We start from the raw sequence: 20,876 nt of genomic DNA on the forward strand, positions 1-20,876 counted from the left end.
ACCCAACAAAGTCTGGGTCACGGACATAACCTACATCCGCACCTATGAGGGTTGGTTATTTTTGGCGGTGGTGCTCGATCTGTTTTCACGGCAGGTAATTGGCTGGTCGATGAAGCCGCAGATGACCAGCGATCTGGCTATTGATGCATTGCTGATGGCCGTTTGGCGGCGTAAGCCCAAGCAGGAAGTGATGATTCACTCAGACCAGGGTAGTCAGTTCAGCAGTGGTGACTGGCAGAGTTTCCTAAAAGCCAACAACTTGCTTGGAAGCATGAGCCGACGCGGTAACTGCCACGACAACGCGGTGGCAGAAAGCTTCTTCCAGTTGCTAAAGCGGGAGCGGATCAGACGAAAGATCTACAGCACCAGGCAGGATGCCAGAGCCGATGTGTTCGATTACATCGAGATGTTCTACAACCCAAAACGCCGGCATAGTTTCAACAACCAGCTATCGCCGGTAGAGTTCGAAAAGCGCTATTTCCTGAGCCTGGAGAGTGTCTAGAAAACCCGGGGCGATTCACACCTACTGCCTCCCATAAGCGACAAACTTGTCTTGCCAGCTACACCAGGCCGCCTTCTTCCCAATCCCATGCTTCTGTCGGCCTAAAGGTACGCACTATCGAACATTGCCAGATGTGCCCGCCCGAACCGTTCAAATGTGCCCAACGTGATATCCCTTCTTAATGCACCTATGCAACAGCGGTGCTACTGCAAAATATCAGGCTCCGGTGCCCGCAAATACTAGGTTCGCGGGCATAGCACCGACCAACGCAGATCAGGTCAGATACAACCCTCACAGACCACGCGATTCAGCCATTAAATGGCTGAAAAGCCATCATTTTGTTGTAAAAGCCGAATCCTCTACTGAATTTCATGACCCAGCTGACCGATTACGAACCTATCGGCAGGGTCACTGCGTATGAAAAATGTAATGCAGTAACACCTGAAAAACATCAGACCATGCCGTAAGCCCCTATTCACTAGGGCTTGAGCAGAAATAACGTAAACATCGAAACCCTGATTACGATGTTTATTTATTGGGCCAAATATCACCGATTTGGCAGGGATGTTGATGTGTGGGAGATGAAACGCAATAACACCCAAAAAACATCAGGCAATGCTGGATCCCTTTACTCATAAGGGTTTGGGTTGAATTGACAAAAACATCAACTAATACACTTCGATGTTTTTCTGATGATTCACAATACTTGGCAGCCCGGCCCGAAAATCGGCCAGCAGGCAGCCCTAAAACGAGCTCAGATCGAGGGTTGGATATATGAAACTGGTGCGATTCTGAGTATCAAAAGTGCCCGTAGAGTTCACTTTTGTGAACTCTGAGTGTGAAGCTGCACCTCAATAAAGTTCACAAAAGTGAACTTTATTGCCACCTCGCCATAGCGATTTATTGATGACCGCAAATCAAAGCAGGCCAGTTTCACTAGCATTGAAAGTATTACCCAAAGGGGCTTAGACCTGGCTAGATAAAGCAAGGTTTACTGTTTTCATCCATGCTGATCCACGGCTTACTGAAGCCGATGTCCAATCACTAGAACTCGATTCCGCCCCTCCCATCGATGAGGAAGGGCGCACCGCCATACTGTACCCGTCAGAAATCCACGGTGGTCGAGAGCAACACGGTCCTGGGAGTCGACAGGGTCAGCCCCGCCGCACTGTCGGACGAGGTCGCGGCGGAAGCCCAGTAGGTCTTATCCAGCACGTTCTCCACCGTGGCCCGCACGGTCACGGGCTTGCCCCCGACCTTGAACGCATAACGGCCGCCCAGGTCGTAGCGCTCCCAGCTGTCGATTTCCTGTTCGTTGGCCGAGTCTAGGTACTGGGAGCCGGTATGGATGGCACGGGCGGTCAGGGTCAGGCCCTGGACGCTTTGGATATCCAACTCGGCGCCGAGATTGGCGTTGATCTCCGGCGCGCCGGTGCCATGGTTGCCGTCGAACTCGCCATTGGTGGTGTCGTTCTGCTCGCTGTCGAGGAACATCACTCCGCCCAGCAGACGGAAACCCTTGAGCGGCTCGCCGAACATACTGAGTTCAAGCCCCTGGTTGCGCAGCTCGCCGTTGGGTTTGAAGTTGTCCTGATTGTCGAACTGATAGGCCGGCTGCTCGATATGGAACAGGCTAGCGGACATGCCGATGTTGCCATGGTCGTACTTCGCCCCGATTTCCGTCTGCTTGCTGACGTACGGCGCGAACACGGTATTGGCGTTATTCGCCGTGGACGGCGCGGTCTCGCCCTGGGTCAGGCCTTCCACATAGTTGGCATACAGCGACAGGCGCTCGGTGGCCTTGAACATCACACCTACGAGCGGCGACGTATCGGTTTCGTCATTCGCCGGACCATCACGCTCGCCGTCACTCCAGGTGGTGACTTTCACGCTCTGCAAGCGGGTACCGAGGGTCACCAGCAGACGATCCTCGGCAAAGCTAAGGGTGTCGGCCAGGGCCGCGCTGGTGAAGCGGTCTTCAGTGTGGGCGCTGGTATCGAAGCGGTTCGGCGCGCCCGGGTAGGCCACTTCCACCGGGTCATAGAGATTGCCAATGCTGCGCAGGTAACGCTCACCGGCGTTGTCGAAATCCATGTCGAAGCGGTTCAGGCTCAGGTTCAGCGTGTGGTTGACCGAGCCGGTGCTGAACCACTGGCGGGCGCCAACGGTGGCAGTCTTCACGTCTTCATCGCGGCGGAAGCTGCGCGGCACCAGGGTGAAGTTGCCATTGTCCTGGGTGGCCTGGACGCCATGGCGCAGAAAGTCGTAGTTGCCTTTGCGCGCGCCATAGGCGGCGTAGACCATCAACGAGTCGCTGACATCGTACTCACCCCGCAAGGCACCAAAGGAGTCCTTGGTTTGCGAATAGGTCCAGGGTTGAGCAAAGTTGCGGTCGATATCTTCAGCCTTGGGCACCTTAACCCCTGCGGCCAGTTCGACCCGCTCCATCGGCGCATCGGCGTAGCGATCCTGATGGCCGATATCCAGAGACAGACGCAGTCGCTCTTCGCGCAGATCGAGGCCGAGCACCCCGGTTTCGCGCTCGACCGCCTGGTGATCCCATTCCGTATCGCCGGACTGGCGCACACCATTGAAACGCACGCCGAAACGCTGGTCCTCGCCGAAACGCCGGCCGATATCCACGGCGCCACCAAACTGCTCCTCCGAGGCATAGAGACTGGTGACCTGGGTGATCGGTGCGTCTGTGGCGCGCTTGGGCACGATGTTGATGCCACCGCCGATGCTGCCACGCGGAGCGATGCCGTTCAGCACCGCGCTAGGGCCCTTAAGGACGTCAACCCGCTCGGCGATTTCCATGTCGATGGAGTAAGTCGGCAGGATGCCGTACAGGCCGCCATAGGAGACGTCACTGTTGAACAGGCTGAAGCCACGTACAGTGAACTGCTCGAAACGCCCACCGGCCGGGTTGGAGGTGCGCACCGACGGGTCAGCAGCCACGGCATCGCCTAGGGTGCGAACATGCTGGTTTTGCAAGGCTTCCTTGGTGTAGGACGTGACGCTGAACGGGCTGTCCATGAAGTCCTGGTCCCCGAGCATGCCCTGAGAACCGCTCCGGGCCACCTGGCCACCTGCGTAAGGTTGCTCACTCCCCACTCCGCGGGCACCGAGGATCGAGGTACTGGGCAGTTGCATGCTGCCCTCTTCCGCGGTCGGGGTCAGGGTGTAAGCCTGCTCGCCCACTGGCTGCAGCTGCAGGCCGGAGCCCAGCAACAGCCGGGCAAAACCCTCCTCCACCCCGTATTCGCCGGACAGGCCGTCACTGCTGCGCCCGCTAACCAGCGCCGGATCCACCGACAGGTTGACCCCAGCCAGGCCGGCGAAGCGAGTCAAGGCAGCGTCCAAGCGGCCGGCCGGAACCTGATAACTGCGCCGGTCGGCGTCTGCAGCCCAACTGGCCGGGACAAACATCGGACTGGCGCTCAGGCTCAGCATGAGACTCCAGCGCAGCAACGGACTCAAGGCAGACGACATCGGGCGCAAACGGTAAGGCAATACTGCGGGCATTGGGAGAAGCTCTCGTTTTTTGATCGGTTACTTGGAATGACCAGCGACGCGAAACAAAGGGACAAGCTTCAGCCAATATTTTTCCGAGAGGCACTTTCTTGCGGGACCAGGGTGACCCAGTAACGGGTGCGTGAATGCACCTCCAGCGGCAGGCTGGCCGCCAGCAGTGAAAGCACACGATCAGTGTTGTCGAGACGGAAGCTGCCGGTGATCCGCAGGCTTTCCAGCGCAGGATCCCAGCGCAGCAGGCCCTGACGGTAACGGCTCAGATCGCGTAGAAAATCCCCCAACGGCAGGTTCTGCGCCATCAACACCCCCTCGCGCCAGCCGGGCAGCAAGGCGTCGAAAGCGTCCACAGGACCGGCACCGGACGCTTGCAGGCGGATCTGCTGCCCTTCGCGCAGTACCAACTGCGGGCCGCGCAACGGCTGCACCTGTACCGAACCGCTGACTACCGACACCCGGCAATCCCGCTCGGTGAGACGCACGCAGACTTCGCTTCGGCCGACGCTGAGGCGGCCATAAGGCGCCTGGATGGTCAGCGCCGCACTGCCGAGCACCTTGAGCGCCATCTCTCCGCGCACCAGTGTCAGTTGGCGAGCGCCCAGGTCGGCGTTGACCGCACTGTCGGTATTCAGCTGCAAGGTGCTGCCGTCGGCCAGAGACAATCGTTTGTGTTCGCCGATACCGGTCTGCAGATCGGCGCGCCAGACATCCAGCGGCAGCTGCCGGCCCAGCAACCAGGTTGCCGGTACCAGCGCGGCAAGCCCGAGGGCACGCGTCAGCACCGCGCGCCGTGCCGGGTCCGGGCGATCCAGCGTGGCCATCGCCAGAGCTGTTGGCAGGCCAGAGAAACGCTGGCGCAACAACTGCGCCTTTTGCCAGGCACTCTCATGACTGCAACTGCTGTTGCGCCAGTTTTGCAGGCGGGTGTGGTCGTCCTCGTTGGCTGCGCCAGACTCCAGCAGCGCCAGCCACTGGGCCGCCGCGCGGGCCACCTCACGAGCCTCGCTGGAAGGCACTGCGTGCATCACAGTTCCACCAGCAGGCAATGCTCGTAGGCCTGGGCCATGTAGCGCTTGACGGTGCGCTCGGACACCTTGAGGCGTTCGGCGATCTCGCGGTAACCAAGCCCTTCCAGCTGGCTCCAGAGAAACGCTCGACGTACCAGAGCCGGCAGGCCGTCGAGTAACTCGTCCAGGGCCTGCAGGGTTTCCAACAGCAGCCAACGCTGCTCCGGCGACGGCACACTGTCTTCGGGTAGCTGCGCCAGCGCATCCAAATAAGCCTGCTCCAAATTGCGCCTCGCATATAGGTTGCTTAGCAGGCGCTTGCCCACGGTAAGCAAATAGGCTCGCGGCTCACGCATCTCGGCGATCTGCTGGGAACTGGCCAGCACTCGCAGGAAGGTATCCTGGCTCAGGTCCGCTGCATCCCAAGCATTGCCCACGCGGCGCCGCAGCCAACTCTCCAACCAGCTTCGATGGTCGCGGTACAAGGCGCTTAGGCTGTGCTCCGGTGGCGAAGTTGCTTCAATCATGTCGAGAGGCTCTGCATGCACACTAAATGAGATTGATTCTATTTAATATTTGCACACTACACCAAGCCCTTTTACAAACTCCGCCCCCTGCGCGTTACTGAACGAGAAGGTGCGCCAGCAGCATTATGCTGGCCGGTGTTCAAAAAGACCTGGCAGCGCCCACCACAGAGTGGCTGGGCCACGCAATTCGCCTTGCCATACTCGGCTTGCAGCGGCGTAAGGATTACCACTCGCGCTGTCGCTGCGTTTCTTACCAGCACAAATCTCTCATGGCGCCAACCACAGGCCACGTCCAGTTGCAGATCGAAGATCTCATGGTCAGATCAAACGTAGGAACTTCCTTTACAACTGGAAAAAACCCAAAAACCCATGCGTACCGCGCTTCGAGCGGCCTGGGTTAAGAACACTCTAAAAGTTCAAAAGTAACTTTAAAGCGACTACTCCAGTCGCTCGTAATGACTCGCAGTGAATTTTTGACCCGGGAGTTCAGCCCCTGTTTAGGGCACAGATACGCCTCATTTTCAAAAAACTCCCCCCTACCATAAACACACCAAACGTTGATGGACGAAGGGGGGGTTCATGGGTCGGGAAAAAAATTCAAAACGTTCTGTGCCTGGAGAAGGCTCTTTTAGACAACACCTGAAATGGAGTCAGGTGCGGCTATGACAACCGACGCTCACTCAAGCGATCTCGACAAGATATCGGAAGAAAAAATGGCTGAGTTACTGGGTACAACCAAACGGGCGCTGCAGGCAAAACGCGCTCGCAAACAGATCCCAGAGGGCGTCTGGCTCAAAATTGGTCGAAACATTATTTATAGCCTGCGGAGATACGACGAATGGCTCGAAAGTCAATGGATATGCCCACCGGGGTGGAAGTTTTCCGAAACTCCATACGCATCCGGTTCACCTGGAATGGACGCCGGTGCAGCGAAACGCTCCCCTATCCCGTCACGCCAAAGGGGATTGCGGCGGCGTCCATCCTTAGAGATCAAGTAGTGCGCCTCTCCAAGATGGGCCTGATGGATGACGCCAAATACATAGAGCTTTTCCCAGGCTCGATGGTGCCCGCAGGCGGGCTTTCCTGTTTTGGTGAGTTTGCCCAGCTATGGTTGGACAGCCGTGACATCACTCAAGGAACCAGGCTGAACTACAAAAGCACGCTGAACCACTATTGGATGCCCCACTTGGCGTTAATTCGCATCGATCTGATCACCACCACACTGCTACGCCGCATCATTGCTGAGACGAAATGGACGTCCTCTGGAGTAAAAAGGAACGCACTCGTCAAGCTTTCGACGATCCTAAAAGCTGCTTTGGGTGATGGGCTAATCGAACGCAACCCAGCAGAAACATTGGAAGTGCCACGCAGATCACGCAAGGATCCAGATCCGCTGACCTTGGACGACGCCAATCGGATAATCGAAAAACTCTACTCAACCTCGCACTGGCCAAGCCTGATCTATGCAGCCTTGTTCGAATTTCTATTTTTCTCAGGCCTGCGCTTATCAGAGGCGCTAGCTCTGCGATGGGAATCGGTGGATTGGAATCGGAAACAGGTGCACGTCTGTCGCACAGTTGCATTAGGCGTGGTGGAAGAACGGACAAAGACCAAAAGTGCTCGGTACGTTCTGCTCAATGAACGTGCGCTGCGGGCATTGTGGTTCGCCCTAAACTATGCGGAACGCCGGCAGCAAGGTGTTGGTCGAGTCAAAACCACGCCTTACGTGTTTCCGCCGTCAAAAGGCCAGGAGTACATCAAGCAAACCTCCAACGTGCATCACCAGTGGCGCCCTACCCTTAAAGCCTTGGGTATCCGCTACCGGCCGCCATATAACTGCCGTCACACCTATGCGACAATATGCTTAATGTCCGGCATGAACCCCGCTTTCATCTCTCAGCAATTGGGCCATAGCGTCCAAATGTTGTTGTCGACGTATGCCCGCTGGATCAACTCAAGCTCCGATTGGAGCGAACTGGAAAAGCTGAATATTGGTATCAAATTGGTATCAACTTCATTCAGCCAGCCATAAGTCATTGATAGGTAAGACCTTTGATTTCCACCGCTAACATCACCATGCAATTCGGGGCTAAGCCCCTGTTCGAGAACGTTTCCGTCAAGTTTGGCGGCGGCAATCGTTACGGTCTGATCGGGGCCAACGGCTGCGGCAAGTCGACCTTTATGAAAATTCTCGGCGACGATTTAGAGCCGAGCGGTGGCCAGGTGATGCTGGAGCCGAACGTGCGCCTGGGTAAGTTGCGTCAGGACCAGTTCGCCTATGAAGAATTCACGGTGATCGACACTGTGATCATGGGTCACGAAGAACTGTGGAAAGTCAAAGCCGAACGCGACCGTATCTATTCCCTGGCGGAAATGAGCGAAGAAGACGGCATGAAGGTCGGTGAGCTCGAAGGCGAGTTCGCCGAGATGGACGGTTACACCGCCGAATCTCGCGCCGGTGAGTTGCTGCTGGGCCTGGGTATTCCGTTGGAGCAGCATTTTGGCCCGATGAGCGAAGTCGCGCCCGGCTGGAAACTGCGCGTGTTGCTGGCCCAGGCGCTGTTCTCCGATCCAGAAGTGCTGCTGCTGGACGAACCGACTAACCACCTGGACATCAACACCATCCGCTGGCTGGAAAACATCCTGACCCAGCGTAACAGCACCATGATCATCATCTCGCACGACCGTCACTTCCTGAACAGCGTGTGCACGCACATGGCGGACCTGGATTACGGCGAGCTGCGCCTGTTCCCAGGCAACTACGATGAATACATGACCGCCGCAACCCAGTCGCGCGAGCAGTTGCTGTCCGAAAACGCCAAGAAAAAGGCGCAGATCAACGAGCTGCAAAGCTTCGTCAGCCGCTTCTCGGCCAACGCCTCGAAATCCAAGCAGGCTTCCTCGCGTGCCAAGCAGATCGACAAGATCCAGTTGGCCGAGGTCAAACCGTCCAGCCGTGTCAGCCCGTTCATTCGCTTCGAACAGAACAAGAAGCTGCACCGCCAGGCCGTCATGATCGAGAAAATGGCCAAGGGTTTCGACGGCAAGGAGCTATTCAAGAACTTCAGCTTCCAGGTTGAAGCGGGCGAGCGCGTAGCCATCATCGGCCCGAACGGTATTGGTAAAACCACCCTGCTGCGCACCCTGGTTGGCGAACTGGCACCGGATGCCGGTGCGGTGAAATGGACCGACAGCGCGGAAATCGGCTACTACGCCCAGGACCACGCCCACGACTTCGAAGACGACGTCAGCCTGTTCGATTGGATGGGCCAGTGGACCACCGGCGAGCAGATGATCCGCGGCACACTGGGTCGTATGCTGTTCAGCAACGACGAGATTCTCAAGTCGGTAAAAGTCATCTCCGGTGGTGAGCAAGGCCGCATGCTGTTCGGCAAGCTGATTCTGCAAAAGCCTAACGTGCTGGTGATGGACGAACCGACCAACCACTTGGACATGGAATCCATCGAAGCGCTGAACCTGGCGCTGGAAAACTACCCGGGCACGCTGATCTTCGTTAGCCACGACCGCGAGTTCGTGGGCTCCCTGGCTACGCGCATCATCGAGTTGTCAGCCAACGGTATCACCGACTTCAGCGGCACCTACGATGACTACCTGCGCAGCCAGGGCGTGATCGTCTAACCGGCTCCTAGCCGGCATAAAAAAGCCCGCTCTCTGAGCGGGCTTTTTGTTGGGTGCAGTTATTACGCAGAGGCGAACAAACCACCGATCTGGGCGTGCGCTGCTGCAAAAGCATTCGCGCGCGGCTCATCACCGTAAGCCAGCCCTTCGGCGCGCACAATTTCAATATCGGTAATGCCGAGGAAGCGCAACACCAGCAGCAAATACTCTTCGTGCGCCTGACCGCTTGGTTGGCCCGCATGAATACCGCCTGCGGTGGACACGATCACCACCTTCTTGCCACCTGCAAGGCCCTTGGGGCCATTCTCGTCGTAAGCAAAGGTTTTACCGGCGACCGCCACGCGGTCGATCCAGGCTTTGAGTTGGGTCGGCACGGTGAAGTTGTACATCGGCGCACCTATCACGATGGCGTCGGCCGCGAGAAACTCATTGAGGGTGTCCTCCGCCAGCTCGACTTCATGCTTTTGCGCTGCATCGCGCAGTTCGGCTGGGGTACCGCCGGCGACTAGACTAGCGGCGGACAGATGGCTCAGCGCATCGCTGGCCAGATCGCGATAGCTCACCTGAGCTTCAGGTTCAGCGGCCAGCCAGGCGTCGACCACAGCGCGGCTGAGTTGGCGGGAGGCAGACGAGTCGCCGAGAATGCTGGAATCGAGGTGCAGTAGTTTCATGACAATCTCCAAAGTGAGATCGCCCCACGGCGATCAAGATGTTGGAGATACTATCGATGAAAGCAATGGCCGATTAGTCCGTGCAAATGCGATAGTTCGTCCCACCGATAGGACGATAAAACCATGCATGACCTCAATGACCTGTTTTACTTCGCCAAAGTGGTAGAAGCCGGCGGTTTTGCCGCCGCCGGGCGCACCCTGGGCATTCCCAAATCCCGCCTGTCACGACGAATTGCCGAGCTGGAAAATCGCCTCGGCGCGCGCCTGCTGCAACGCACCACGCGCAAACTGGCATTGACCGACATTGGTGAGCGTTACCTGCGCCATTGCCAGGCCATGCTGCAGGAAGCCGAACAGGCTGAGGAAACCGTGGCCAGCCTGACCAGCGAACCGCGCGGTCGTCTTCGGGTCAGCGCCCCAGGCGGCATCGCCCTGCTCTCGGAGCTGGTGGTGAGCTTTCTCGCGGCCTATCCCAAGGTGCAGTTGGAGCTGATTCAGACCAACCGGCGCATTGATCTGCTCAACGAGGGCGTAGACGTCGCCTTGCGCGTACGCAGCGCCGAGGATGAAGACCCTACGCTGATCACCCGGCGCTTGCGGCCCGCGCAGGCCTTTATGGTTGCCGCACCGGCCCTGCTGGAGCACGCGCGGGTCAGCACACCTGACGATCTGGCGAAACTGCCGGCCCTGGGCGCACTGGAAGCGGACCGCAAAATTCACCTGCGTTTGCAGCATGACAATGGGCGCGTGCAGGAAGTGGTGCTGGACGCGCGCCTGGCCATCGAGGACTTCAACGTCCGCAAACATGCAGCGATGAGCGGCCTCGGATTTACCATGTTGCCCGCGCCCCTGTGCTTGGATGAACTGGCCGATGGACGACTGATCCGCCTGCTACCGGACTGGGCACTGCCTGCTGCCCACCTGCAAGCGGTGTACACCCACAGGCGCGGCATGCTACCAGCCGTTCGGGCATGGATTGAGCATATCAGCGACGCCTTCAGCCGCTGGGACCAACCGATTTAGCGCCGCTGCATCAGCTGTAACGGCGCAAGAGTTCACCGAACAGCTGGCCATCCAACAACAGCCAGTCAATCCATACCAGCTGATGGGCTGCAACAATCAGCCAAACCACCAGCTGGAAGGAGAGCTTGCGCGTTTTGTGCCGAAAGCACTGCTGCGCGATCAACGCGCCGGGCCAGCCACCCAGCGACTCGACCAAATGCAATGCTTTTTCCGGCGTGCGCCAACGGCCTCGCTGGGCACTGGACTTGTCCTGCCAGTACTGCACAAAACTGATCAGGCTGGCGAGCGGGTAAGCAACCAGCATCCACACAAAACCAGACGTTAGGAACAGCTGCCAAGCGCCCATTAGAGGCAACACACACAGCGCCATCAGCAGCACTAACTTCGGTCCGAGGTGCTGAATCGGCTCATGGCTGCGCCCCGACGAAACCTGACGCACCCTGGCTTTCGCTGATGGTTCAACCGTGGGCTTAACAGCGCGAGGCTTACGGCGAATCGCCGGACGGTCCAACGCAAGTTCGCCAGCAACGCGGATATGCTCGGCGCGGGCACGCCCCTGAGGGTCCTTACCCGGCACGTACATCACCTGATCCCCGGCCACGGGGCGACTGTCGCCGCGCATGGCCGAGATATGCGCAAAAAGCTCAGCCCCGCCCTGCTCCGGCTGGATAAAACCAAAGCCTTTGTCGTCATTCCAGCTGCGCAACACACCGCATTGTTCCATTCCCATTACTCTCACCAGATATACGCCGCGCGCACTCTAGCAGCCTGGGAAATGGCTATCCAAAAACTCAAGCAGATACTGATTGACCTGCTCAGCCTGTTCGTTCTGGATCCAGTGCCCACAGTCCTTTAGGACGTGCTGCTGTAAGTCACCCACCCATTCCGGCATCTTCTTCAGGGTGTAGGCTTCCAGTTTGCCTACCGGGTCATGGTCACCGATCAAAAACAGCGTCGGCGGTTTGATCGTCTGCCCTTGTAATGGCTCGGTCACGTGCCAGTTGCGTTCGAAGTTGCGGTACCAATTCAACGCTCCCCGTAAACCGTGCTGAGCAAAGGTGTGGCGATACACCGCAAAGTCGTCCTCTGTGCACCAGTCGGGCAGCGCGCCCACCTGCATGTCGTCCTCGAACAAACGCCCATCGGCAGGCTTGTCCTGCAGTAACAGGTTTCGCTCCTCGAAATACATGAGCAGGCGCAAGGTGCGGTCGATGTCAGCGTCCAACTCGTGTTCGGCGCGGCCAGGTTCCTGAAAGTAGAGGATGTAATTGAATCGCCCGGCACTGGCCTCACGCATTATCTCGGTGGCTGGGCGACGAGGCCGCCCGGCAAAAGGCACCGACAGAGTGATGAGGGCTTTGATCCGCACGGGCTCAAGCAGTGCCAAATACCAGGCGACCATTGCGCCCCAATCATGGCCGACCATTGCCACCTGAGTGTGGCCAAAGTGATCCATGGCCGCACGTATGTCAGCGCACAGCGTCAGTACGTCATAGGCCGCCACGTCCGCCGGCGCCTCGCTGCGGCCATACCCACGCATCTCAGGCATGAACACCCGATAGCCGGCCGCGACCAACGGATCAACCTGCTGACGCCAGGAATACCAGCACTCCGGAAAACCGTGCAATAACCACGCAGGTTTGCCCTGTTCCGGCCCTGCGCAGTAAAGACTAAGGGATATACCGTTGAGATCGAGTTGGAAATGATCGGCCGTATTGTGCATGGCACCTCCTGTGTGAAGTCCCACTATGACAAAGGCGCACCCTGGGGTGCGCCTTTATTCATCCGACGAATACAAGGGCAGCAATCAGCCCTGCGCCGTGCTCCAGTCAATCCACTGTAACTGCCAGGTCGCCAGAATCAACAAGCCAAAACCGATGCGGTACCAGGCGAACGCTGCATAACTGTGCTTACCGATAAAACTGAGCAGTGCCCGCACCGCAATCATGGCGAAAATAAACGAGGTGACAAAACCAATGGCAAACACCGGCAGATCACTGGCCTGGAACAGGTCGCGGTACTTGTAGCCGGAGTAGACCGCAGCACCGACCATGGTCGGCATGGCAAGGAAGAAGGAAAACTCGGTGGCCGCCTTGCGCGACAAGCCGAACAACAAGCCGCCGATAATCGTCGCGCCGGAGCGTGAAGTACCCGGAATCATCGCCAGGCACTGGGCAAAACCAATCTTAAGCGCGTCCTTCCAGGTCATGTCGTCGACGCTCTCGGCGTGCACCAGGTGCGTGCGACGCTCGGCCCAGAGCATGATCACCCCACCCACCACCAGCGCCAGCGCCACGGTGATCGGGTTGAACAGGTAATGATGAATAAGATCGGCGAACAGCACACCCAGCGCCACGGCCGGCAGAAAGGCGATCAGCAAATTGGCGGTAAACCGTTGAGCCTGCTGCTCTTTGGGCAGACCGATGACAATGTCGAGGATCTTGCGCCGGTACTCCCAGACCACAGCGAGAATCGCCCCCAGCTGGATGATGATGTTGAAGGCCATCGCCCGCTCACCGCCAAAACCAATCAGGTCCGCGACGATAATCTGGTGTCCGGTACTGGAAATGGGCAAGAACTCCGTAATGCCTTCCACGATACCCAAAATCAGTGCCTGAACAGCCACCCAAAGATCCATCCTCACTCCTCAATACGTGCGCACCGGCACGAACAGCAACATTATGATGACGAACTCACGTGGGCTTCCTACCAACCGGTTATTAAAAGGTTCCGGCCGGCAGAATAAATAATCAAATCACACACTTAACCCGCACCGCGCGAATCCTAGCAGAGAACCTGAGTATTGAGGCTACAGCACGCTGTACTGGCCTCGACCTGATGAAAGCAATCGCCAACCGAGCCGTCACTTATCCACCAATTAGCCTAAGGTCTAGAGTAGCGAGCAAGACTCATCATCTATAAGAGGCGACCCCGCGCCTAAACAACCAGGGAGCCCACCATGAATAACCTGCGCAGCTTGCCTATTAACCGTCGTCTTTGGCTGATTCTGGTGGTTGCCATTGTCATGCTGATTATTCAGGGCGCCCTGTTACTCAAGCAGATCGAGGCCGACCTATATGCCGCCAAATCTGAAAAAACCCAGCATGTGGTGCAAAGCGCAGCGGGCATTCTGCAGCATTACCATGCACTGGAAGCGGCGGGCGGAATCACCCGTGAAGCGGCGCAGAAACAGGCTGCAGAGATCATTCGTAACCTGCGCTACGACGGCCAGGAGTATTTCTGGATTAATGACCAAACCCCAGTGATGGTCATGCACCCGACCAACCCCAAACTGGAAGGGCAAAACCTCTCAGGTTTTAAAGACCCGGATGGCAAGGCACTATTCAATGAAATGGTCGCCCTCAGCAAAAGCCAGGGCGCAGGCCAGGTCAATTACCGTTGGCCCAAGCCTGGTGCCAGTGACCCTGTGCCCAAGGTGTCGTATGTGCAACTGTTCCAGCCCTGGGGCTGGATCATCGGTTCAGGGGTTTATGTCGATGATGTGCAGGCCGAGTTTCACACCCAGGCCTTGAAAACCCTGCTGATTGGCCTGGTGATTGCTGCCTTGGTGGCCCTGCTCATTGTGCTGATCGTGCGCAGCATCACCCAGCCACTGCAGCACGCGGTCGATGCCATGGCCAATATTGCCAGCGGTGATGGCGACCTGACACGAACCCTCGACACCCAGGGCAACGACGAGTTGTCCGCTTTGTCCCGTCACTTCAATGCGTTTACCGAAAAGTTACGCCAGGTGATCAAACACTCCCTCGACTCTGCCGGCCAACTCGATGCTGCTGCCCGCAACCTCGGTGAGGTTGCGGGCCAATCGCAACAGCACAGCGAGCAGCAGTCGCAGCAAATGGAACTGGTTGCCACTGCGATCAATGAAGTGACTTATGACGTCCAGGATGTGGCGAAAAATGCCGAACACGCCGCTACAGAGGTGCACACGGCCGAAGAGCAAGCGCTGCAAGGTCAGCAGAACATTGAAGGCAGCCTGCGCCAGATCAATGCGCTATCTGCCACCATCGACCAAGCGGTAACGGTGATTCAGGCCCTGGCTCAGGAAAGCACGCAGATAGGCAGCGTATTAGAAGTTATCCGCTCGATTGCCGAGCAGACCAACCTGCTCGCGCTCAACGCGGCCATCGAAGCCGCCCGCGCCGGTGAGCAAGGCCGTGGGTTTGCCGTAGTGGCCGATGAGGTGCGCCTGCTGGCGCAACGTACGCAAAAATCCACAGCGGAAATCCAGGTCATGATCGAGCGCCTGCAAGGCAACTCCGAAGCAGCCGTCAAGGTGATCAACGACAGCAGCCAAGCCTCTCAGCTGACCATCGAGCAGGCCCGTCAGGCCGGAACCAGCCTGACGTTAATCGCCAGCGGGCTGCGCAACCTCAGCGGTTTGAACGCTTCCATCGCCAGCGCGACACTGCAACAATCGCACGTGGTCGAAGACATCAATCAGAACGTCACCCAGGCAGCCAGCCTGGCCCATAACAACGCCCTGGCGGCGCAGCAATCCAGCGATGCCGGGCAACACTTAGGTCAGTTGGCTGAGCAGCTCAATCGTCTGCTTGGACAGTTCAGGGTATGAGAACGCAATGAGCAACATGGAACACCAGGAAGTCGACCTGAGCAAACCGCAAAACCAGGACCTGATTTGGGACTTGGACAGCATCGCCCGGCGCGAACTGGCGGAACGCTTTATCAAGCTGTTCGAGAACCGCCTGTGTGTGTATTCGGAGTCAACGCGGCAGTTGTACACCAACTACGACCTGCACTTCCCCAGCGATATGGGCCGCAAGATGGTGGTGCTGCCCAATCCCTATGCCTTCCACGACACCCTGCATGGCATCGAGGCGCATGCTGTCCGTAAAACTGGGCTGTGCGTGCTGCCCGGTGTGGTCCTGCGCAAGCCTGGCTTGCTGCTGACTACGATGATCAAGGAAGGCGGCCCAGCACCGAAAACCATGCCGTTCAAACCAGCGTTGGCGCAGATCATCAGTAACCAGAAGAAGGCAGGCGATATCTTCCTGCCAATCATGATGAAGGGCGATCTGCGTGAGTTCGACCAGCAGATGCCCTATATCCACCTGCACCGCCTGCAGGTCAGTCGCCTGACGCGGCTATCGACCTTCGAGCGCGACGATATTCAGCAGTCCATTACGCGCAAACTGCTTATGCTCTATCGCCAGGCCGACAGTCTCACCTGCCACTGAGTCGCAGCCCTGCCGTGAGGGCAATAAAAAAGCGGGCATCCGTCAAGGAATGCCCACTTTGTGCTTTAGCTGCGCCAAATCTTATTGCTGGCTGACCCAGAACACCGCGGTGACGACGAAAATCACAATCAAGGCGAAAATAGCCTTGGCATCGACCACGCTGTCAGCATTATCCGGCTCACTGTGCTCACTCATGGACTACCCCTCTTGTTGTGTTTATGGGTGGATCGTCTTCTGCAGTTAAGACCAGCATGCTCGCTTACTCAAGCCGTAGGGCTATGTTCAACGGCTGTCTTATCCCTTTAAGTTCTTTCCATATACTCAAACATCACTTTTGCGCATAACCCTGAGCTGGTATCTTCCTCCGGCTCCGCAGGGAGTGCGCGGCCGTGCGCGCTGATAGCTGTAAAAAGCCTGATAACAGGACACTCCATGTACGTATACGACCAGTACGACCAAAAAATCGTCGAAGACCGCGTCAAGCAGTATCGCGATCAAACCCGCCGTTACCTTGCCGGTGAACTGAGCGGTGAAGAATTCCGCCCACTGCGCCTGCAGAATGGCCTGTACATCCAGCGCTTTGCGCCCATGCTGCGCGTTGCCGTGCCGTACGGTCTGATGTCGTCCGCCCAAGTGCGCATGATGGCCAAGATTGCCCGTGACTACGACAAGGGCTACGCGCACATCAGCACCCGTCAGAACGTCCAGTTCAACTGGCCAGACCTGGAAGATGTGCCCGATATTCTCGCCGAGCTGGCCACCGTACAGATGCACGCGATCCAGACCAGCGGCAACTGCATCCGTAACACCACCACCGACCAGTTCGCCGGTGTGGCCAAGGATGAAATCATCGACCCACGTCCGTGGTGCGAGATCATTCGTCAGTGGTCGACCTTCCACCCCGAGTTCACCCACCTGCCGCGCAAGTTCAAGATTGCCGTCAACGGCGCAGTGAGCGACCGTGCCGCGATTGAAGTGCACGACATCGGCCTGGAAGCGGTACAGAACGACGCCGGTGAGCTGGGCTTCCGTGTGTCCGTTGGTGGCGGCCTGGGCCGTACCCCGATCGTCGGTAGCTTTATCAACGAATTCCTGCCGTGGCAGCACCTGATCAGTTACCTCGACGCCATCCTGCGTGTGTACAACCGCTACGGCCGTCGTGATAACAAGTACAAGGCGCGCATTAAGATTCTGGTCAAGGCGTTGACCCCTGAAGTGTTCGCCGAGCGCGTGAATGCTGAGTGGGTCCATCTGAAAGATGGCCCGACCACCCTGACCGAAGCCGAAGTGGCCCGCGTTGCCGCGCACTTTATCGATCCAAGCTACAAAGCCCTCGACGATCAGGATGCCGCTCTGGCTGCCCTGGATGCCGAACACCCAGGCTTTGCCCGCTGGCGTCAGCGCAACACTTTCGCGCACAAGAAGCCAGGCTATGTCGCCGTGACTCTGTCGCTCAAGCCAACCGGCGTGGCGCCGGGCGATGTCACCGACAAGCAGTTTGATGCGATTGCTGACCTGGCCGACCGCTACAGCTTTGGCGAAGTACGCAACAGCCACAACCAGAACATCATCCTCGCGGATGTTGAGCAGGCGCAGCTGTTCACCCTGTGGGGCGAGCTGCGTGAAAACGGTTTCGCCACGCCGAACGTCGGCCTGCTGACTGACATCATCTGCTGCCCGGGCGGCGACTTCTGCTCGCTGGCCAACGCCAAGTCGATCCCGATTGCCGAAGCCATTCAGCGCCGTTTTGACGACCTGGATTACCTGTTCGACATCGGCAATATCGACCTGAATATCTCGGGTTGCATGAACGCCTGCGGTCACCACCACGTGGGCCATATCGGCATCCTCGGCGTGGACAAGAAAGGTCAGGAGTTCTATCAGGTGTCCCTCGGCGGCAGCGCTGGCCGTGACGCAAGCCTGGCGCAGATCCTCGGCCCATCCTTCGCCGAAGCGGACATGGCTGACGTGATCGATAAGATCGTCAAGGTCTATGTCGAGCGCCGCACCGAAGAAGAGAGTTTCCTCGACACCTTCCGCCGTATTGGTGTCGACCCGTTCAAGGAGCGCGTATATGCAGCGAATCATTAAGAACGGCCAGCTGATCGATGAAAGCTGGCACCTGCTGCCCAAGGACGCCACTCTGGACGGCATTCCCAACTGCGACGACCTGATCGTGCCGCTGGGCCTGTGGGTCGAGCACAGCACCGCGCTTAAGGCCCGCGATGGCGGCTTGGGCGTGTGGCTGGATGCCGGTGAGGAAATAGAGGAAATCGCCGATCAGCTGGATAACTTCCAGGTCATCGCGCTGAACTTCCCGGCCTTTACTGATGGACGCCACACCTCCACCGCCTACCTGCTGCGTAACCGCTACGGCTACAAAGGCGAAGTGCGTGCCATTGGCGATGTGCTGCGCGATCAGCTGTTCTCCTACCTGCGCGTAGGCTTCGATGCCTTCGCCCTGCGCGAGGACAAAGACCCGCTGGATGCCTTGAAAGCCTTCGAGGAGTTCAGCGAGGTCTATCAGGCCTCCACGGACCAGCCGCTACCGCTGTTCCGTCGCCGCGCCTGATTCTGCCGGCAATTCAAAAGGCCACCCCTTGGGGTGGCCTTTTTTGTTTATTGCGATTCAACCCAGATTGACCAGCACACGACCGACCTGATTGCCCGCGAGGATCTGCGCAATTGCATCCGGCAGTTGCTCAAGCGTCACTTCGGTGACCAGTGCATCGAGCTTGACCTTCCACTGCAGCGACAGCTTGTCCCACATCGACGCCTTAACCACCAACGGCAGCTCAACCGAATCAACCCCGAGCAGATTCACTCCACGGAGAATAAAGGGCAGCACACTGCCCTTGAAACCGACCCCAGCCGTCAGGCCACAGCAGGCAACGCTGGCACCGTAGCGCAGCGACTTAACCACGTTGAACAGAATATCCCCGCCCACACAATCCACTGCGCCAGCCCACTGCTCTTTGAGCATCGGTTTATCGGTGCCGTCCTGCAGTTCGGCACGCAACACAATTTGCTGAGCACCTAGCGCCTTGAGGTAATCCGCCTGCTCTGCCTTGCCAGTCGATGCCGCTACGCGGTAACCCAGGGTAGTTAACAAAGCCACCGCGACACTGCCAACACCACCTGTGGCACCCGTCACCAGTACGGTGCCGGCATCCGGCGTCAGCCCGCTTTGCTCCAGCTTGTCGACACACAGCGCAGCCGTCAGCCCAGCGGTGCCAAGCACCATGGCCTCGCGCAGCGATAACCCTTTAGGTCGTTTCAGCGCCCAGCTGGCGGGAATGCGAATGTACTGAGCCAACCCGCCAGAGGTGTTCATCCCCAGGTCATAGCCGGTGACGATCACCTCATCGCCGGCGCTGAATTCAGCCACACTGGAAGCCTCCACTACGCCCGCGGCGTCTATACCCGGTGTGTGTGGAAAGCTTTTGGTCACACCACGGTTGCCACTCGCGGACAACGCATCTTTGTAGTTAAGCGAGGAATACTTGACCCGAATCAGCAGCTCGCCGGCGGGCAAGTCATCGATATCACGCTGCACAATCACCTGTTCGAAACCGCCCGCTGCGCTTTCACGGGCTTGCAATGCACTGAACTTGCTCATGTTCTTCCTCTGTATGACGGACCGATTACCAGAAGCGTTGCTGATTCAAACGACTCAACCAGTTCAGAACGAAGCGATCCAGCGCAACGCTGCCCGCCAGTCCAACGCGCTCCTGCAGGGTTTTCTTCTCGGCATAGTGCAAATGAAACAGCTCGGCGCTCTTGGCGCGTTCTGCCAAGTATTCGTCACTGGTCTTCAGCTCATCGACCAGTTGCTTATCCAGCGCCGCCAGGCCCAGCCAGACTTCGCCGGTGGCAATCTGATCGATATCCAACTGCGGCCGGTAGCGGGCAACAAAGCCCTTGAACAACTCATGGGTGGTTTCCAGGTCTTCCTGGAACTTCTCCCGGCCCTTTTCGGTGTTCTCGCCGAACACGGTAAGGGTGCGCTTGTATTCACCGGCGGTAAGCACTTCAAAATCGATGTCATGCTTCTTCAGCAGGCGGTGCACGTTAGGCAGCTGGGCTACCACACCAATCGAACCAAGAATGGCGAACGGCGCGGAAATGATCTTCTCGCCAATGCAGGCCATCATGTAGCCACCGCTGGCAGCGACCTTGTCGATGCAGACAGTCAGCGGTACGCCCGCCTGACGAATGCGCGCCAACTGTGAAGAGGCCAGCCCATAGCTGTGCACCATGCCACCACCACTTTCCAAGCGCAGCACCACTTCATCCTGCGGCGTTGCCATAGTCAGTAAAGCAGTGATTTCGTGCCGCAGGCTGTCGGTGGCCGAGGCTTTGATGTCGCCATCAAAATCCAGCACGTAAACGCGCGGTTTGTGAACACCGGCCTTCTTTTCCTGCTTTGCAGCCTTGGCTTCAGCTTTACTCGCGGCTTTCAGTTGCTCTTTATCGAGCACCGCATGTTCCATGCGCTGATGCAGCTGCTTGAAGAAATCATTGAGCTTGTTCACCTGCAACTGACCCGTGCCCTGACGGCCTTTGCTACGCAGAGCGGCAATCGTCACCAGCACCACCACGATGGCAATAACCAGGGTCACTGTCTTGGCCAGAAAGCCGATGTACTCTGCAAAAAACTCCACGTATTCCCCCTTTTCCCCATGGCTGCGCGCACTCACTGACTGCGCACATTAGCCCCCAAGCATACCGAGGCCATGGGTTCACGGCCAGCAAGC

18 protein-coding genes and 1 pseudogene are annotated in these 20,876 nt (G+C 57.9%); 10 read left to right on the plus strand and 9 right to left on the minus strand.

All coding sequences use genetic code 11. The features are described from left to right. Nucleotides 1–502 (plus strand): IS3 family transposase (locus tag BLO50_RS18800; RefSeq protein WP_143003840.1); only part of this gene is annotated, 502 nt, incomplete at its 5' end. A 1,104-nt stretch (nt 503–1,606) separates the two neighbouring features. Here BLO50_RS18800 and BLO50_RS18805 read toward each other — a convergent pair. From BLO50_RS18805 to BLO50_RS18815, 3 genes are all read right to left on the minus strand, one after another. Continuing rightward, complete coding sequence (locus BLO50_RS18805; RefSeq protein ID WP_090255824.1) at nt 1,607–4,027, minus strand: TonB-dependent receptor; 2,421 nt, start codon at nt 4,025–4,027, stop codon at nt 1,607–1,609. Between the two features lie 68 nt (nt 4,028–4,095). After that, complete coding sequence (locus tag BLO50_RS18810; RefSeq protein WP_167354480.1) at nt 4,096–5,058, minus strand: FecR domain-containing protein; 963 nt, start codon at nt 5,056–5,058, stop codon at nt 4,096–4,098. Next, entirely contained in the window at nt 5,058–5,567 is a 510-nt protein-coding gene (locus tag BLO50_RS18815; protein WP_090255826.1) for a sigma-70 family RNA polymerase sigma factor, read from the minus strand. The genes BLO50_RS18810 and BLO50_RS18815 overlap by 1 nt, the downstream gene beginning before the upstream one ends. Before the next feature lie 662 nt (nt 5,568–6,229). Between BLO50_RS18815 and BLO50_RS22100 the strand changes: the two genes are divergently transcribed. Genes BLO50_RS22100 through BLO50_RS18825 form a run of 3 tightly spaced genes read left to right on the plus strand, consistent with a single transcriptional unit; the run spans nt 6,230 to nt 9,206 of the window. Continuing rightward, entirely contained in the window at nt 6,230–6,565 is a 336-nt protein-coding gene (locus BLO50_RS22100; RefSeq protein WP_244152915.1) for a hypothetical protein, read from the plus strand. Next, the gene (locus tag BLO50_RS18820) at nt 6,466–7,599 is read left to right on the plus strand and encodes a site-specific integrase (protein ID WP_244152916.1); all 1,134 of its coding nucleotides are present in this window, start codon (nt 6,466–6,468) and stop codon (nt 7,597–7,599) included. The genes BLO50_RS22100 and BLO50_RS18820 overlap by 100 nt, the downstream gene beginning before the upstream one ends. Before the next feature lie 20 nt (nt 7,600–7,619). Next, on the plus strand, nt 7,620–9,206 hold the full coding sequence (locus tag BLO50_RS18825; protein WP_090255828.1) for an ABC-F family ATPase: 1,587 nt from the start codon (nt 7,620–7,622) through the stop codon (nt 9,204–9,206). Between the two features lie 62 nt (nt 9,207–9,268). On the opposite strand, the gene BLO50_RS18830 is transcribed toward BLO50_RS18825, so the two are convergent. Then, nucleotides 9,269–9,877: an FMN-dependent NADH-azoreductase gene (locus tag BLO50_RS18830; RefSeq protein ID WP_090255829.1), complete on the minus strand. Its 609-nt coding sequence runs from the start codon at nt 9,875–9,877 to the stop codon at nt 9,269–9,271. A 123-nt stretch (nt 9,878–10,000) separates the two neighbouring features. Between BLO50_RS18830 and BLO50_RS18835 the strand changes: the two genes are divergently transcribed. Further along, nucleotides 10,001–10,900: a LysR substrate-binding domain-containing protein gene (locus BLO50_RS18835; protein ID WP_090255830.1), complete on the plus strand. Its 900-nt coding sequence runs from the start codon at nt 10,001–10,003 to the stop codon at nt 10,898–10,900. 10 nt (nt 10,901–10,910) lie between these two features. Here the strand turns inward: BLO50_RS18835 and BLO50_RS18840 are convergent, their stop codons facing one another. The 3 genes from BLO50_RS18840 to BLO50_RS18850 form a co-directional block, all read right to left on the minus strand. Then, nucleotides 10,911–11,624 (minus strand): DUF1294 domain-containing protein, encoded by a 714-nt coding sequence (locus BLO50_RS18840; RefSeq protein ID WP_090255831.1) that lies wholly within the window; start codon nt 11,622–11,624, stop codon nt 10,911–10,913. A gap of 36 nt (nt 11,625–11,660) precedes the next feature. Beyond that, entirely contained in the window at nt 11,661–12,623 is a 963-nt protein-coding gene (locus BLO50_RS18845; RefSeq protein ID WP_090255832.1) for an alpha/beta fold hydrolase, read from the minus strand. Nucleotides 12,624–12,707: 84 nt separating this feature from the next. Beyond that, on the minus strand, nt 12,708–13,538 hold the full coding sequence (locus BLO50_RS18850) for an undecaprenyl-diphosphate phosphatase (RefSeq protein WP_090255833.1): 831 nt from the start codon (nt 13,536–13,538) through the stop codon (nt 12,708–12,710). 387 nt (nt 13,539–13,925) lie between these two features. On the opposite strand from BLO50_RS18850, the pseudogene BLO50_RS22395 reads away from it, so the two are divergent. From BLO50_RS22395 to BLO50_RS18870, 5 genes and pseudogenes are all read left to right on the plus strand, one after another. Then, nucleotides 13,926–14,639 (plus strand): annotated as a pseudogene (locus BLO50_RS22395) (cache domain-containing protein); the annotation flags it as partial. 120 nt (nt 14,640–14,759) lie between these two features. Then, on the plus strand, nt 14,760–15,494 hold the full coding sequence (locus BLO50_RS22400; protein ID WP_420875476.1) for a methyl-accepting chemotaxis protein: 735 nt from the start codon (nt 14,760–14,762) through the stop codon (nt 15,492–15,494). Between the two features lie 7 nt (nt 15,495–15,501). After that, nucleotides 15,502–16,119 (plus strand): hypothetical protein, encoded by a 618-nt coding sequence (locus BLO50_RS18860; protein ID WP_090255835.1) that lies wholly within the window; start codon nt 15,502–15,504, stop codon nt 16,117–16,119. A 432-nt stretch (nt 16,120–16,551) separates the two neighbouring features. Continuing rightward, complete coding sequence (locus BLO50_RS18865) at nt 16,552–18,210, plus strand: nitrite/sulfite reductase (protein ID WP_090255836.1); 1,659 nt, start codon at nt 16,552–16,554, stop codon at nt 18,208–18,210. Next, the gene (locus BLO50_RS18870) at nt 18,194–18,691 is read left to right on the plus strand and encodes a DUF934 domain-containing protein (RefSeq protein ID WP_090255837.1); all 498 of its coding nucleotides are present in this window, start codon (nt 18,194–18,196) and stop codon (nt 18,689–18,691) included. The genes BLO50_RS18865 and BLO50_RS18870 overlap by 17 nt, the downstream gene beginning before the upstream one ends. A 57-nt stretch (nt 18,692–18,748) precedes the next feature. Here BLO50_RS18870 and BLO50_RS18875 read toward each other — a convergent pair whose 3' ends face one another. Both BLO50_RS18875 and sohB read right to left on the minus strand, forming a co-directional pair. Continuing rightward, entirely contained in the window at nt 18,749–19,738 is a 990-nt protein-coding gene (locus BLO50_RS18875) for a YhdH/YhfP family quinone oxidoreductase (RefSeq protein WP_090255838.1), read from the minus strand. Nucleotides 19,739–19,763: 25 nt separating this feature from the next. Further along, complete coding sequence (gene sohB / locus BLO50_RS18880) at nt 19,764–20,783, minus strand: protease SohB (protein ID WP_090255932.1); 1,020 nt, start codon at nt 20,781–20,783, stop codon at nt 19,764–19,766. Nucleotides 20,784–20,876: the final 93 nt, after the last annotated feature.

It is taken from the genome of Pseudomonas peli (assembly GCF_900099645.1).
Taxonomy (GTDB): domain Bacteria; phylum Pseudomonadota; class Gammaproteobacteria; order Pseudomonadales; family Pseudomonadaceae; genus Aquipseudomonas; species Aquipseudomonas peli.

What these genes read in the sequence shown, in the direction of transcription:
- BLO50_RS18805 (WP_090255824.1), bottom strand. Translation starts at nt 4,027, where the DNA reads ATGCCCGCAGTATTGCCTTACCGTTTGCGCCCGATGTCGTCTGCCTTG.
- BLO50_RS18810 (WP_167354480.1), bottom strand. Translation starts at nt 5,058, where the DNA reads ATGCACGCAGTGCCTTCCAGCGAGGCTCGTGAGGTGGCCCGCGCGGCG.
- BLO50_RS18815 (WP_090255826.1), bottom strand. Translation starts at nt 5,567, where the DNA reads ATGATTGAAGCAACTTCGCCACCGGAGCACAGCCTAAGCGCCTTGTAC.
- BLO50_RS22100 (WP_244152915.1), top strand. Translation starts at nt 6,230, where the DNA reads ATGACAACCGACGCTCACTCAAGCGATCTCGACAAGATATCGGAAGAA.
- BLO50_RS18830 (WP_090255829.1), bottom strand. Translation starts at nt 9,877, where the DNA reads ATGAAACTACTGCACCTCGATTCCAGCATTCTCGGCGACTCGTCTGCC.
- BLO50_RS18835 (WP_090255830.1), top strand. Translation starts at nt 10,001, where the DNA reads ATGCATGACCTCAATGACCTGTTTTACTTCGCCAAAGTGGTAGAAGCC.
- BLO50_RS18840 (WP_090255831.1), bottom strand. Translation starts at nt 11,624, where the DNA reads ATGGAACAATGCGGTGTGTTGCGCAGCTGGAATGACGACAAAGGCTTT.
- BLO50_RS18845 (WP_090255832.1), bottom strand. Translation starts at nt 12,623, where the DNA reads ATGCACAATACGGCCGATCATTTCCAACTCGATCTCAACGGTATATCC.
- BLO50_RS18850 (WP_090255833.1), bottom strand. Translation starts at nt 13,538, where the DNA reads ATGGATCTTTGGGTGGCTGTTCAGGCACTGATTTTGGGTATCGTGGAA.
- BLO50_RS22400 (WP_420875476.1), top strand. Translation starts at nt 14,760, where the DNA reads ATGGAACTGGTTGCCACTGCGATCAATGAAGTGACTTATGACGTCCAG.
- BLO50_RS18860 (WP_090255835.1), top strand. Translation starts at nt 15,502, where the DNA reads ATGAGCAACATGGAACACCAGGAAGTCGACCTGAGCAAACCGCAAAAC.
- BLO50_RS18865 (WP_090255836.1), top strand. Translation starts at nt 16,552, where the DNA reads ATGTACGTATACGACCAGTACGACCAAAAAATCGTCGAAGACCGCGTC.
- BLO50_RS18870 (WP_090255837.1), top strand. Translation starts at nt 18,194, where the DNA reads ATGCAGCGAATCATTAAGAACGGCCAGCTGATCGATGAAAGCTGGCAC.
- BLO50_RS18875 (WP_090255838.1), bottom strand. Translation starts at nt 19,738, where the DNA reads ATGAGCAAGTTCAGTGCATTGCAAGCCCGTGAAAGCGCAGCGGGCGGT.